The following is a 13,187-nucleotide window of genomic DNA, read 5'->3' as shown; positions in this document are numbered from 1 at the left end:
GGTCTTCCGCCCCTCGGCGAGCCTCGCGCTGCCCGCCGGCCTTCCGCGTCCCACCGGTCGACCGGACCCCGCCAAGGACTTCCGGGCGCCGGTGGTGGCGGTCAGCGCTGGTCGTCGCCCTTGCGCTCCTCGGCCTCGGCCTGCTTGGCCTGCACCTCCGGGTCCAGGGTGCTCTGGTCGGTGCCGTCCACAGTGGCCAGCCGATCGCGGTCGCCCACCTCGGTCGCGGCCGGGGGTTCCACCAGCCAGTCGGGGTTGGCCTGCCGGTCCCACCACTTCCACGCGGCGAAGACCCCCGCCCCGATCAGCCCGATGAAGGTGGCCCGCTTGGCCACCCGTCCGGCGCGGGCCCGGCGGGCGCGCTTCCTGGCCAGCTTCTCGATGTCGGCGGCGGTCACATGGGTACGCAGCGCGGCCACGGCCGCGGCCGTGCGGATCACCGCCTCCTCACGGGCGGGTCCGGCCGCCGCGCGGACCCCGGCCACCGCGTTCTCCACGCGGGGCCCGGTGTACTCGGCGGCCTGCTGGGCGGCCTTGCGGGTGCGCTTGGCGGCACGGGTGGCGGCCGCGTCCACCTTGGGTGGCAGGCTCCCCCTGGCCTGGGTGAGCCTGGGCGCGACGTGCGCGTGGTACTGCGTACCGGCGCTGCACCGCGCCTGATGTGCGGCGTGCGAGACCTTCGGCGCCAGCCGCACACGCGCCTCGTGCGCGTAGCGGGTGGCGGTGTCCTTGGCCGTACCGGCGTAGGGCGCCACCGCCTCCGCGGCGTGCAGGACGCCGCTCTTGGCGGTGCCGGTCGCGGCTCGCACGCTGTCAATGCGGGTCACGGGATCCTCCTCCTCGGTGGCGTTGGTCGTTGCTCCGGGGTTCAGAGTTCTCTGCTCAGCTTGCGCAGTTTCGTGTTTCCATCCCAAGAAAGATCATGCCTGTTTGTGGAGATCATGCCCGTTCGCAGCATCTGGAGCATGTGAGGCCGGGCATCCGGGTCATAGCGGAGATTCTTCCGGAAAGACCAGGGATCGGCGCGCCGTCAGTGCCCTTCACGGATACCCCTCGCCCTCGGGTCCGTGCGAGGATCAGGAGACGGAAGTGAAAACGATGGAAGGTAGATCGTGGCCGAGCAGCTTTACGCCACTCTGAAGACGAACAACGGCGACATCGTGGTGCGGCTGCTGCCGAACCACGCGCCCAAGACGGTCAAGAACTTCGTGGAGCTCGCTGAGGGCAGCCGCGAGTGGACCCACCCGGCCACGGGCAAGAAGGCCAAGGAGAAGCTCTACGACGGCACGGTCTTCCACCGGGTCATCAGCGGCTTCATGATCCAGGGCGGTGACCCGCTGGGGAACGGCACCGGTGGTCCGGGCTACGAGTTCGGTGACGAGTTCCACCCGGACCTGGCGTTCAACAAGCCGTACCTGCTGGCGATGGCCAACGCCGGGCCGGGCACCAACGGCTCGCAGTTCTTCATCACCGTCTCCCCCACCACGTGGCTGACCGGTAAGCACAGCATCTTCGGCGAGGTCGTCGACGAGGGCAGCAAGAAGGTCGTGGACACGATCGCGGCCGCCGCGACCAACCCGCGCACCGACCGTCCGCTCCAGGACGTCGTGATCGAGTCCGTCGTCGTGGAGACCCGCGAGGGCTGATCCCCGCGCACGGGAACTCCGCGCCCCGCTTGTCCGTGTGAACAAGCGGGGCGAAGGACGTGACCGAGCGTGTGGACAGGGGGCGAGGGGACACCATGGAGGACCAGGCGGTCTGCTGTTACCGGCATCCGCAGCGGGAGACGGGCATCACCTGCACCCGCTGTGAGCGCCCGATCTGCCCGGAGTGCATGATCAGTGCCTCCGTGGGCTTCCAGTGCCCGGATTGTGTGGGTGGCCGTGCCTCCGCCGCGTCGGGCTCGGCGGCGCCGGGCCCCTCGCCGCGCGCGTCCCAGCCGCGCACCATCGCGGGCGGTGTGATCACCTCCGACCCGCGGCTGATCACCAAGATCCTCGTCGCCCTCAACCTCGTCATATGGCTGGTGGTGCTCGGGGCGGGCGACCGCTTCGTGGACGACCTCGACCTGGTCGGCCGGGCCTACGACCCGGGCGCCGGCCATATCGTCGGCGTCGCCGAGGGCCAGTGGTACCGGCTGGTGACCTCGGTCTTCCTCCACCAGCAGGTGATGCACATCGCCTTCAACATGCTCTCGCTGTGGTGGATCGGCGGTCCGCTGGAAGCCGCGCTCGGCCGGGCCCGCTATCTCACCCTCTATCTACTCTCCGGCCTCGGCGGCAGCGCGCTGTCCTATCTGCTCGCCGCGCAGAACCAGCCCTCGCTGGGAGCCTCCGGAGCGATCTTCGGTCTGCTGGGCGCCACCGCCGTGCTGATGCGCCGCCTCCAGTACGACATGCGGCCGGTCATCGCGCTGCTCGCGCTGAACCTGCTCTTCACATTCACCTGGTCCGGGATCGCCTGGCAGGCCCATGTCGGCGGACTGGTCGTCGGCACGGCGGTCGCGTACGGCATGGTGCACGCCCCGCGTGAGCGCCGGACGCTGGTGCAGTGGGGGACCTGTGCGGTGGCTCTGCTCGCGATGATCGCGGTGGTCTGGATCCGCACGGCCGAGCTGACCGGCTGAGGCCACGGCGGTCCCACGGCTGAGGTCGCGGCGCACCTGAGGTCGCGGCGCACCCACCGGCCGAGCCCGGCGGGGCCATCCGGCCCCACCGTCACCGAGAGCTTCGAACGGGTCTGGCTCGGTCAGTTGTCCACAGCATGCGGCGGATTCCGCGCAACCTGTGGAGAACATCTGTGCGTTCCCCTGCTGACCTGCATTTTCGCAGGAAAGTGCAGGTGTGAACGATCGAACGGAGATGCCCAACCGGTCACACCGGCGTCAACGCGGCAGAGGTTATCCACAGATCTTCTGAGTTTTCCCCGCCTGTGGATAACCCTGTGGACAGAGATCGGCGAGCGACGCCGAAAGGACCGCGGAGGGTCCTACTTCCACTGTGTGGAGACGACGAACCCCGCGGCGATGAAGCCGAAGCCGACGACGATGTTCCAGTTGCCCAGCGACTCGATCGGCATGTCCCCCGTGGTCACGTAGAAGACGACGATCCACACCAGGCCGATCAGGAACATCGCCAGCATCAGCGGTGCCACCCAGCGGCGGCCGCTGCTCAGGCTGATGTTCGCCGCCTGCTTCGCCGGGGGCGGGGTGAAATCGTCCTTCTTGCGGATCCGTGACTTCGGCACGAGGAACTCTCCTGTCGATGCGCTGCGTGACCGCGCGGGGATATGAACGGACGGCGCCGGGGCGGGACAGCGATGGGGACCACTTCGCTCCCCCACACGTCAGTTAGCGTAGTCCTTCCGCGGCGTCGTAAGGAGTAAGGGTACGTTGAGCAATTCCGCTGACTCCCCCACCCCGGGCTCCCGCCGACCCGCCCTCCGCCCCGCCCGGCTGCTGACCGCCTCGGGTTTCGCGCTGGCCGGGCTCATCTTCTGGACCAGCTTCAACACGGCACAGGGGACCAACATCCGCAGTGATGAATCGATGCTGCGGCTGTCCGACCTGATCCAGGAGCGCAGCCGGAAGAACCACACCCTCGACGACAGCGCGGCCCGGATGCGCTCCGAGGTCGACGCCCTCGCCCGCCGTGACGACGGCAGCACCAGCGCCGAGCGCCGGAAGCTGGCCCGGCTGGAGAAGACCGCGGGCACCAAGAAGCTCACCGGAACCGGGGTCACCGTCACCCTCACCGACGCCCCGCCGAACGCCACCGCCCTGATCCCCGGCGTGCCCGAGCCGCAGCCCAACGACCTCGTGATCCACCAGCAGGACCTCCAGGCCGTGGTGAACGCCCTGTGGCAGGGCGGAGCGAAGGGGATCATGGTGATGGACCAGCGACTGATCGCCACCAGCGCGGTGCGCTGCGTCGGCAACACCCTGATCCTCCAGGGCCGGGTCTACTCCCCGCCCTACAAGATCACCGCCGTCGGTGACCGGGGCAAGCTGCGCACCGCGCTCGCCGCGTCCCCCGCCATCCAGAATTACCGCAGCTACGTCGACGCCTACGGTCTCGGCTGGAAAGTCGACCAGCACGACACGGTGACTCTTCCCGGCTACTCCGGCACAGTGGACCTGCATCAGGCACAGCCCATCGGGTAGCGCTTGGGGGTCCGGTGACCACGCGGGTGATCATCAGAACGCTCAGTGAACTGTGCGTCACCATCGGCACCTTGATCATTCTTCTGGTGGTCTACCTCCTCTACTGGACCTCCGTCCGCGCCGACCGAGCCATGGACGGCGAGATCGACCGCCTCCAGGACCGCTGGTCCACCGGCTCCCTCACCGTGGGGGGCGCCCGAGCCCCGGCCGCACCACCCCGGTACGAGCCGGGCGCCTCCTTCGCGGTCATGTACATCCCCCGCTTCGGCGGCGACTGGGCCAAACCCGTCCTCCAGGGCACCGAGGCCGACACCCTCAAGAAGGGGCTCGGCCACTACTCGCGCACCGCCCGCCTCGGCGCCACCGGGAACTTCGCCGTCGCCGGGCACCGCCGCACCTACGGCGACCCCTTCAAGGACTTCCCCGACCTGCGCGCCGGCGACGCGGTGGTGCTGACCGACGGCACCACCTGGTTCACCTACCGCGTCGACCGGCGCCCCTACCGCACCCGCCCCAGCGACACCGGGGTGATCGATCCGGTGCCGCGGGCGTCCGGTTTCCGGCGCCCCGGCCGCTATCTGACGCTGACGACCTGCGACCCGGAGTGGGGGCACAGTCACCGGCTGATCGCCTGGGCGCACCTCGACGCGACCCGCCCGGTCACCGAAGGCAAGCCCGCCGCTTTGTCCGGCTGACCCTCCCGGGCCGCCCTCGGCCTTTACTCTGGTGCTGCACTCCGGTGCTGCAATCGACTTCGTCATCGGTGAGTAGGGACGGCATGTACGGCTGGATCTGGCGGCATCTGCCGGGGAACGCGTGGGTGCGGGCGCTCATTTCGCTCGTGATGGTGCTGACGATCGTCTTCGTGCTCTTCCAGTACGTCTTCCCCTGGGCGGAGCCGCTGCTGCCGTTCAACGACGTGACGGTCGACGAGGGAATGGCGGGTCCCCGATGAGCGCGCGCGTCCTGGTCGTCGACAACTACGACAGCTTCGTCTTCAACCTGGTCCAGTACCTGTACCAGCTCGGCGCCGAGTGCGAGGTGGTGCGCAACGACGAGGTAGCCCTCGCGCACGCCCAGGACGGCTTCGACGGCGTACTGCTCTCCCCCGGGCCGGGCACCCCCGAGGAGGCCGGGGTCTGCGTCGACATGGTGCGGCACTGCGCCGCGACCGGCGTCCCGGTGTTCGGCGTCTGCCTGGGGATGCAGTCCATGGCCGTCGCCTACGGCGGAGTCGTGGGCCGCGCCCCGGAGTTGCTCCACGGTAAGACCTCGCTGGTCACCCACGAGGAAGCGGGCGTCTTCCGGGGGCTGCCGTCCCCGTTCACCGCCACCCGCTACCACTCGCTGGCCGTCGAGCGGGACACCGTCCCGGACGAGCTGGAGATCACGGCCTGGACCGAGACCGGCATCGCCATGGGGCTGCGCCACCGCGCACTGCGCGTCGAGGGCGTGCAGTTCCACCCCGAGTCGGTGCTCACCGAATGGGGCCACCGCATGCTCGCCAACTGGCTGGTGGAGTGCGGCGACAGCGGAGCGGTGGAGCGGTCCGCGGGGCTTGCCCCGGTCGTCGGGGCGGTCGGCGGCAAGGCAGGCGAGTGACCGCACTGCGCCCCGAGCGCGAGGGCGCGGCCTACGGCGCCGAGGAAACAGCCCCGTACACGCCGTACGGGTCACCGGGGCGGTACGGCGCCCACGGGGGCTCCGACGCGTTCGCGGCGCCGGGGGAGCGGCCGGACGACCCCCTGAGCGGTCCGCTGCCGGGAGCGGCCCCGGACGGAGCCACGGGCCACACCCTGGGCACCGCCTCGCTCCCCGGGCGGCCACCGGATCCCGGGCCCCACAGCCGCCACCGCCGCCCGCCCGAGGAGACCGCCCCGGGCGCCGTACCGCCCCCGGCCGGACGGCGGCGCCGCCATCCGGCCGCCACAGGGCCCGGCGAGGCGGAGAACGTCCCAGCACCCCCCACGGGGCGCCGCAGGGCGCGAGCGGCCCCCCCAGAGCCCCGCAGGGCCGATGAGACCGCCGTCCTGCCTCCCATGGCGCGCCCCGCACCCGCCGCGCGGCCCCGGGGCGACGACGAGACGGTGGCCCTGCGCGCGGTGCCGCCCCGGACCGGGCTCCCCGGCAGCGACGAGACCATGCCGCTGCGGAAGGTCGGCCACGGCGCCACGGCCCCGCCCGGCACCCCGGGCCGCTATGGCGAGCCGACGCCGACCGGCGGCCGTGCCGCCCGCCGCAGGGCCGCCCAGGAGGCGTCCCGGCGCGGCGGCCGGCGCGGCGCGGCCCACGGCGGCGCGGGCGGCCCACGGACGGCCACCGGCGCCGCGCCCCGCACCCGTATGGAGGCCAAGCGTGCCGCCCGCGCCCGTAAGGACAGCCCCGGGGTGGTCATGAGCCGGGTCGCCGGGGAGCTGTTCATCACGCTCGGCGTGGTGATGCTGCTCTTCGTCACCTATCAGCTGTGGTGGACCAATATCCGGGCCCATCAGCAGGCCAACGGCGCCGCCAACACCCTCCGCAAGCAGTGGGACGAGAACGGCGGCGGCGACCGCGACCCGGGGACCTTCTCCCCCGGTGAGGGGTTCGCGATCATCTACATCCCCAAGCTGGATGTGAAGGCCCCGATCGCCGAGGGGATCGACAAGCACGCGGTCCTGGACCGCGGCATGGTCGGCCACTACGCCAAGGGCAAGCTGAAGTCCGCGATGCCCTGGGACAAGAAGGGGAACTTCGCGCTCGCCGGGCACCGCAACACCCATGGCGAGCCGTTCCGCTACATCAACCACCTCAAGCCCGGCGACGAGATCATCATCGAGACCCAACGCCGGTACTACACCTACGAGATGGACGACATCCTCCCGCAGACGTCCCCGGCCAACACGGGCGTCATCGGGCCGGTGCCGGCCGGTTCGGGCTTCACCAAGCCGGGCCGTTACATCACGCTGACCACCTGCACCCCGGAGTTCACCAGCACTTACCGGATGATCGTGTGGGGCAAGATGGTCGACGAGCGCCCGCGCAGCGAAGGGAAGCCGGACGCGCTGGTCGAATGAGCGCGTCTGAGCGGGAAGAGCAGAAAAGGGGTACGACGCGGTGGCACGGACCGACCACGAGCAGCGGCGGGGCCGGGCCCCCGATCCGCCCGCCCAGCCCGCTCCCCGTACCGCACGCGGCCGGATAGCCGCGGCCATCGGCGTCCTGGGCGAACTGCTGATCACCGCGGGTCTGATCCTCGCCCTCTTCGTCGTCTACTCGCTGTGGTGGACCAATGTGCTCGCCGACCGCGAGGCGAAGAAGCAGGGTGACCGGGTGCGGCGGCACTGGGCGCAGCAGGGCCCGGGGAGTCTCGACACCAAGGACGGCATCGGCTTCCTGCACGTACCGTCCATGCACAACGGCGAGGTGCTGGTCAAGAAGGGCACCCGTACCGCGACCCTGAACGACGGTGTCGCGGGCTATTACACGGACCCGGTCAAGTCCGCGATGCCCTGGAACAAAAAGGGGAATTTCACTCTCGCCGCCCACCGCGACGGCCACGGCGCCAAGTTCCACAACATCGACAAGGTCGACGAGGGCGATCCGGTCGTCTTCGAGACCCGCGACCGCTGGTACGTCTACCGGGTCTACGCGACGCTCCCCGAGACCTCGAAGTACAACGTGGACGTACTCGACGCGGTCCCCAAGGAGTCGGGCAAGAAGAAGCCGGGCCGCTACATCACGCTCTCGACCTGCACCCCGGTCTACACCTCGCGCCACCGCTACATCGTGTGGGCCGAGCTGGAGCGCACCGAGAAGGTCGATGTGCGCCGTACGCCCCCTGTGGAGCTGCGCTGACCGGCGCGGCAGGTCATGGACACGGGGAAGCCCCCGGCGCCCTCGTGGAAGGGCGCCGGGGGCTTCCCCGTCGTTGAGCCCGGTCGAGCCCGGTGGGCTGTCCGGCGGGCTATCCGGTGGCGGTGGCACCGTCCGTGCCACCGAAGATCCCTCCGTCGGCGCCGCCGTCCTGGCCTCCGTCGGCGCCGCCGTTGTTGCCCTGGCCGCCGGTCGTCAGGAGGTTCACGGACTGGCCCTTGGGCACCTGGGTCCCCGCGACCGGCTGGCTGGTGACCACGGTGGCGTTGTCGTCCTTGGGTCCGGCGATGTTGCCCACGTTCAGCCCGAGCTGCTGGAGCGCCGCCTTGGCGTCCTTGAGCTTCTGGCCGGCCAGGTTGGGCACTTGGACGTTCTCCTGCTGCGCGGGAGCCTTGGCGACGGTCAGGGTGATGACCGAATTGGGATCGACCTCCTGACCCCCGGCGGGATCCTGCTTGGTCACCGTGCCCGCCTCGACATCGCCGTTCTCCTCCTCGGTGACCGACGCCGCGAGGCCCTTCTTCTGGAGCGCCTTCTTGGCGTCCTCGACGTTCTTGGTGGTCACGTCCGGGACGACGATCTTGGACTCGGCCGCGGCCACGGTCAGCGTGACCGTGCTGCCCTTGGCGGCCTTCGTGCCGCCTGTCGGATCCTGCGCGAGCACCGTACCGGCGGGCTGCGGGGACTCCTTCTGCTGCTGGCTGACCTTGAGGCCCTTGTCCTTCAGCTGCTGGGTCGCGTCGGCGATCTGGGAGTTGACGACGCTGGGGACCTCGACCTTGGCCGCGGGCTTGGCGCCCTTGGACATGGTGAGCTCGATCAAGCTGCCCTGCTTGGCCTGGCTGCCGCCCTCCAGGCTCTGCTCACAGACCGTGTTCTTGGGCTGGTCGCAGAATTTCGAGCCGATCTTCTTGACGTCGAAGTCGACGTTGCCTGCCTGCTTCTCGGCGGCCGCGTACGACAGGCCCTTCAGCCGCGGGACCTCGGCCATGTCGTCGTTCTTGCCGCCGCTGAACGTCGCCTTCCCGATGAAGATCGCCCCGACCAGGACCAGTATCCCGGCGAGCACCAGCAGGATCGTCGAGAGATTGCTCTTCTTCTCCGGCGGTCCACCACGGCCGCGGCCCCGGTCGGGCCGCTCGTCGTAGCCCATGCCGCCGTCGTCGTCGCGCATCGGGGGCAGCATCGAGGTCTGCGCCCCCGAGTCCTGCGGGCGCAGCATGGTCGTGGGCTGGTCGCCGGCGCCGTAGCCGACCGCGCCGAGCGCCGCGGTGGCGGCGACCGGCTGGCCCTCCAGCGCGGCCTCGATGTCGGCGCGCATCTCGTCGGCCGACTGGTAGCGGTAGTCCGGGTCCTTGACCAGCGCCCGCAGGACGATGGCGTCCATCTCCGGGGTGATCTCGGCGTCGTACGCGCTCGGCGGCTGCGGCTCTTCCCGTACGTGCTGGTAGGCCACGGCCACCGGGGAGTCGCCGACGAAGGGCGGGCGCACGGTCAGCAGCTCGTAGAGCAGACAGCCGGTGGAGTAGAGGTCGCTGCGGGCGTCGACGGTCTCGCCCTTGGCCTGCTCGGGGGAGAGGTACTGGGCGGTGCCGATCACGGCGGCCGTCTGCGTCATGGTCATCCCGGCGTCGCCCATGGCGCGGGCGATGCCGAAGTCCATCACCTTGACCTGGCCGGTGCGCGTCAGCATGACGTTCGCGGGCTTGATGTCGCGGTGGACGATGTTGTTGCGGTGCGAGTACTCCAGGGCCTGGAGGATGCCGACGGTCATCTCCATGGAGCGCTCGGGAAGCAGCTTTCTGCCCGAGTGCAGCAGCTCACGCAGGGTGGAGCCGTCCACGTACTCCATCACGATGTACGGGATCGAGACACCGTCGACGTAGTCCTCGCCGGTGTCGTAGACCGCGACGATCGCGGGATGGTTGAGCGAGGCGGCCGACTGGGCCTCTCGGCGGAACCGGGCCTGGAAGGACGGGTCACGGGCGAGGTCCACCCGGAGCGTCTTCACAGCGACAGTGCGGCCGAGGCGGGTGTCATGGGCGAGGTAGACCTCCGCCATGCCGCCGCGGCCGAGCACTGAGCCCAGCTCGTACCGGCCGCCGAGGCGACGCGGCTCTTCCATAGCTACTCCAGCCCTCTTCCGTCATTCCCGACCGCACCTGTGGGGGCCGGTCACGTGCTGCTCGCGCATACCGTACCCGGCACGTCCGACGCGACCGGGCCACAGCCGCTACTTGATACCGGACCGGTACGGCGACGTGCGGGATTGGTATCCGGGCGTGACCGGCGTCACTTCTCGCTGTCCAGTACCGCCTTCATCACGTCCTTGGCGATCGGCGCGGCCAGCTTGCCGCCCGCGATGTCGTCGCGGACGGTGTCGGAACCCTCGATGACCACCGCGACCGCGACCGGGGAGCCGTCATCGGTCTTGGCGTAGGAGATGAACCACGCGTAGGGGTTCTTGCTGTTCGCGACACCGTGCTGGGCGGTACCGGTCTTGCCGCCGACCTCGACGTTCGGGATCTGGGCACTCTGGCCGGTGCCCTCGTCGACCACGGTCTTCATCATGTCCTGGAGCTTGCGGGCGTTCTCCGGGGAGACCGCCTGGCTCATCTCCTCCGGGTCGGTCCGCTCGATGGTGCTCAGGTTGGGGGCCCGCAGCGAGTCGACCATGTACGGCTTCATCAGCTTGCCGTCATTGGCGATCGCGGAGGCGACCATGGCCATCTGGAGCGGGGTGGCACGGGTGTCGTACTGACCGATGGCGGACAGCGCGTTGGACGGCCGGTCCATGTCCTCGGGGTAGACGCTGGCGTTGGTGCGGACCGGCGTCAGGACCTCCTCGCCGAAGCCGAACTTCTCGGCCTGCTCCAGCATCTTCTCCTTGCGCAGGTCGTCACCCAGCTTGCCGAAGACCGTGTTGCAGGAGTACTGGAGGGCCTTCCGGAGAGTGGCGTCCTTGCAGGGGATGTTGCCCTCGTTGTCCAGGTTCTTGGTGGACAGCGGGAGCCGCCAGGGCAGCGGCGAGTCGGTCGGCGCGTCGATGTCCGTGTACTTCTCGTTCTCCAGCGCGGCGGCGGCGGTGACGACCTTGAAGGTGGAGCCGGGCGGGTAGGTCTGCCGCAGCGCCCGGTTGAGCATCGGGTCGTCGGTGTTGTTCTTCGGCTGGAGCGCGTTCCAGGCCTTCTCGTCCTTCTTGTTGCCACCCGCGATCTTCGAGGGGTCATAGCTCGGGGTGCTGGCCAGGGCGAGGATCTTGCCGGTGCGCGGGTCGAGCGCGGCGACGGCGCCCTTCTTGCTGCCCAGACCCTCGTACGCGGCCTTCTGGGCCTTGCCGTTCAGCGTGGTGATCACGTCACCGCCCCGCTGCTCCTTGCCGGTGATCATGTCGATCGTCCGGTTGAAGAACAGGCGGTCGTCGTTGCCGGTGAGGATGTTGTCCTCGAGCTTCTCGATCTGGTTGGCGTCGAAGACCTGGGAGGCGTAGCCGGTGACCGGGGCCCACATCTTGCCGTTCTTGTACGTGCGCTTGTACTTGAAGTCGGTGCCGTTGGTCTCGACGGAACCGGTGATCGGCCGGCCGTCCACGATGATGTTGCCGCGCGGCTGGCCGTAGCGGGCGATCAGCACCCGGCGGTTGTGCTTGTTCTCCTTGAGGTCATCGGCCTGGACGTACTGGATCCAGTTGTCCCGGATCAGCAGGGCGAGGACCAGCAGTCCACAGAAGATGGCGATGCGGCGCAGGGGCTTGTTCACGGGCGGACCACCTGAGTCATCTCGGCGTCTGTGGACGGAGCGGGGGCCGGGGCGGGGCGGCGCGCGGTGTCGCTGATCTTGATGAGGATCGCGACCAGGGCCCAGTTCGCGAGGACCGAGGAACCGCCGTACGCGAGGAACGGCATGGTCATGCCGGTCAGCGGGATGAGCCCCATCACACCGCCCGCCACCACGAAGATCTGGATGGCGAAGGCCGCGGAGAGACCGATCGCGAGCAGCTTGCCGAACGGGTCGCGGGCGGCGAGGGCGGTCCGTACGCCCCGCTCCACGATCAGGCCGTACAGCAGCAGGAACGCCATGGTGCCGGCCAGGCCCAGCTCCTCGCCGACGGTGGCGAGGATGAAGTCCGAGTTGGCGGCGAAGCCGATCAGGTCGGAATTGCCCTGGCCCAGACCGGTGCCGAAGACTCCGCCGGAGCCGAAGGACATCAGCGCCTGGGCGATCTGGTCACTGGTGCCGTTCTTGAAGGCCGCGAAGGGGTCGAGCCAGGCGTCCACCCGCTGCTGGACGTGCGGTTCGAAGGTGGCGACGCTGACCGCTCCGACCGCGGACATCAGCAGACCGAAGACGATCCAGCTGGTGCGCTCGGTCGCCACGTACAGCATGACGACGAACATGCCGAAGAACAGCAGTGAGGTACCGAGGTCGGTCTCGAAGACGAGGATGAGGATGCTCATCCCCCAGACGACGAGGATCGGACCGAGGTCACGGCCGCGCGGCAGGTACAGCCCCATGAAGCGGCGGCTGGCCAGCGCCAGCGCGTCCCGTTTCACCATCAGATAGCCGGCGAAGAAGACCGCGATGACGATCTTCGCGAACTCGGCGGGCTGGATGGAGAAGCTGCCCACGGTGACCCAGATGCGGGCACCGAACTTGGCCGGGAAGAACACCGGCATGACCAGCAGCACCAGCGCCGCGGCCATGGAGATGTAGGTGTAGCGCTGGAGGATCCGGTGGTCCTTGAGCAGGATCAGCACGGCCACGAAGAGGGCGACACCCATCGCCGAGTACATCAGCTGCTTGGGGGCCGCGGCCGCGTAGACCTGGCCGATGCTCTCCGCCCGCGCGGCCAGCCGCTTGGACTGGTCCAGCCGCCAGATGAGCACCAGCCCCAGCCCGTTGAGCAGGGTGGCGATCGGCAGCAGCAGCGGGTCGGCGTACGGCGCGAACTTCCGCACCACGAGGTGGCCGACCCCGGCCAGCAGACCGAGCCCGATGCCGTAGCTGAGCATGCCCGAGGGCATCTCGTCGCTGAGGGCCAAGCCCGCGTTGGCGTAGGCGAAGACCGGAATGATCACCGCGAAGACCAGCATGGCGAGCTCGGTGTTACGTCGGCTCGGCGGGCCCACCGTGCTGATCGTGGTGGTGTTGGACGTGCTGCTCATACGTG

At 69.5% G+C, this 13,187-nt stretch carries 13 protein-coding genes; 8 read left to right on the top strand and 5 right to left on the bottom strand.

From position 1 onward, the window contains the following. Nucleotides 1-101: 101 nt before the first annotated feature. Nucleotides 102-827, bottom strand: a complete 726-nt coding sequence (locus tag AB0C66_RS21350; RefSeq protein WP_362440649.1) for a DUF5324 family protein — start codon at nucleotides 825-827, stop codon at nucleotides 102-104. A 285-nt stretch (nucleotides 828-1,112) separates the two neighbouring features. Between AB0C66_RS21350 and AB0C66_RS21345 the strand changes: the two genes are divergently transcribed. Together AB0C66_RS21345 and AB0C66_RS21340 are read left to right on the top strand one after the other, a co-directional pair. Then, the gene (locus AB0C66_RS21345; protein ID WP_362440646.1) at nucleotides 1,113-1,646 is read left to right on the top strand and encodes a peptidylprolyl isomerase; all 534 of its coding nucleotides are present in this window, start codon (nucleotides 1,113-1,115) and stop codon (nucleotides 1,644-1,646) included. A 95-nt stretch (nucleotides 1,647-1,741) separates the two neighbouring features. After that, nucleotides 1,742-2,626: a rhomboid family intramembrane serine protease gene (locus tag AB0C66_RS21340; protein ID WP_362440643.1), complete on the top strand. Its 885-nt coding sequence runs from the start codon at nucleotides 1,742-1,744 to the stop codon at nucleotides 2,624-2,626. A gap of 362 nt (nucleotides 2,627-2,988) precedes the next feature. Here the strand turns inward: AB0C66_RS21340 and crgA are convergent, their stop codons facing one another. Then, on the bottom strand, nucleotides 2,989-3,246 hold the full coding sequence (gene crgA, locus AB0C66_RS21335; RefSeq protein WP_362440640.1) for a cell division protein CrgA: 258 nt from the start codon (nucleotides 3,244-3,246) through the stop codon (nucleotides 2,989-2,991). Nucleotides 3,247-3,391: 145 nt separating this feature from the next. On the opposite strand from crgA, the gene AB0C66_RS21330 reads away from it, so the two are divergent. From AB0C66_RS21330 to AB0C66_RS21305, 6 genes are all read left to right on the top strand, one after another. Beyond that, the gene (locus AB0C66_RS21330; protein ID WP_362440637.1) at nucleotides 3,392-4,162 is read left to right on the top strand and encodes a DUF881 domain-containing protein; all 771 of its coding nucleotides are present in this window, start codon (nucleotides 3,392-3,394) and stop codon (nucleotides 4,160-4,162) included. A 14-nt stretch (nucleotides 4,163-4,176) separates the two neighbouring features. Next, entirely contained in the window at nucleotides 4,177-4,857 is a 681-nt protein-coding gene (locus AB0C66_RS21325) for a class E sortase (protein WP_362440635.1), read from the top strand. A 68-nt stretch (nucleotides 4,858-4,925) separates the two neighbouring features. Further along, nucleotides 4,926-5,117 carry a hypothetical protein gene (locus AB0C66_RS21320; protein WP_362441119.1) on the top strand — a complete coding sequence of 64 codons (192 nt, stop codon included), beginning with the start codon at nucleotides 4,926-4,928 and terminating at the stop codon, nucleotides 5,115-5,117. Beyond that, nucleotides 5,114-5,764: an aminodeoxychorismate/anthranilate synthase component II gene (locus tag AB0C66_RS21315; protein ID WP_362440632.1), complete on the top strand. Its 651-nt coding sequence runs from the start codon at nucleotides 5,114-5,116 to the stop codon at nucleotides 5,762-5,764. Before AB0C66_RS21320 ends, AB0C66_RS21315 begins: the two co-directional genes overlap by 4 nt. After that, nucleotides 5,761-7,218 carry a class E sortase gene (locus AB0C66_RS21310; RefSeq protein ID WP_362440630.1) on the top strand — a complete coding sequence of 486 codons (1,458 nt, stop codon included), beginning with the start codon at nucleotides 5,761-5,763 and terminating at the stop codon, nucleotides 7,216-7,218. Before AB0C66_RS21315 ends, AB0C66_RS21310 begins: the two co-directional genes overlap by 4 nt. A gap of 40 nt (nucleotides 7,219-7,258) precedes the next feature. Beyond that, nucleotides 7,259-7,999, top strand: coding sequence for a class E sortase (locus AB0C66_RS21305; protein ID WP_362440627.1), 741 nt, complete (start codon nucleotides 7,259-7,261; stop codon nucleotides 7,997-7,999). A gap of 109 nt (nucleotides 8,000-8,108) precedes the next feature. Here the strand turns inward: AB0C66_RS21305 and pknB are convergent, their stop codons facing one another. The 3 genes from pknB to AB0C66_RS21290 all read right to left on the bottom strand — a co-directional run bounded on the left by pknB (nucleotide 8,109) and on the right by AB0C66_RS21290 (nucleotide 13,182). Beyond that, nucleotides 8,109-10,142 carry a Stk1 family PASTA domain-containing Ser/Thr kinase gene (gene pknB / locus AB0C66_RS21300; protein WP_362440625.1) on the bottom strand — a complete coding sequence of 678 codons (2,034 nt, stop codon included), beginning with the start codon at nucleotides 10,140-10,142 and terminating at the stop codon, nucleotides 8,109-8,111. Between the two features lie 167 nt (nucleotides 10,143-10,309). Beyond that, entirely contained in the window at nucleotides 10,310-11,776 is a 1,467-nt protein-coding gene (locus AB0C66_RS21295) for a penicillin-binding protein 2 (RefSeq protein ID WP_362440623.1), read from the bottom strand. Further along, on the bottom strand, nucleotides 11,773-13,182 hold the full coding sequence (locus AB0C66_RS21290) for an FtsW/RodA/SpoVE family cell cycle protein (protein WP_362440620.1): 1,410 nt from the start codon (nucleotides 13,180-13,182) through the stop codon (nucleotides 11,773-11,775). The genes AB0C66_RS21295 and AB0C66_RS21290 overlap by 4 nt, the downstream gene beginning before the upstream one ends. Nucleotides 13,183-13,187: the final 5 nt, after the last annotated feature.

It is taken from the genome of Streptomyces sp. NPDC048636, from assembly GCF_040650655.1.
GTDB lineage: Bacteria > Actinomycetota > Actinomycetes > Streptomycetales > Streptomycetaceae > Streptomyces.
This window is presented reverse-complemented; position numbering and strand designations above follow the sequence as displayed.

What these genes read in the sequence shown, in the direction of transcription:
- AB0C66_RS21315 (WP_362440632.1), top strand. Translation starts at nt 5,114, where the DNA reads ATGAGCGCGCGCGTCCTGGTCGTCGACAACTACGACAGCTTCGTCTTC.
- AB0C66_RS21290 (WP_362440620.1), bottom strand. Translation starts at nt 13,182, where the DNA reads ATGAGCAGCACGTCCAACACCACCACGATCAGCACGGTGGGCCCGCCG.
- pknB (WP_362440625.1), bottom strand. Translation starts at nt 10,142, where the DNA reads ATGGAAGAGCCGCGTCGCCTCGGCGGCCGGTACGAGCTGGGCTCAGTG.
- AB0C66_RS21340 (WP_362440643.1), top strand. Translation starts at nt 1,742, where the DNA reads ATGGAGGACCAGGCGGTCTGCTGTTACCGGCATCCGCAGCGGGAGACG.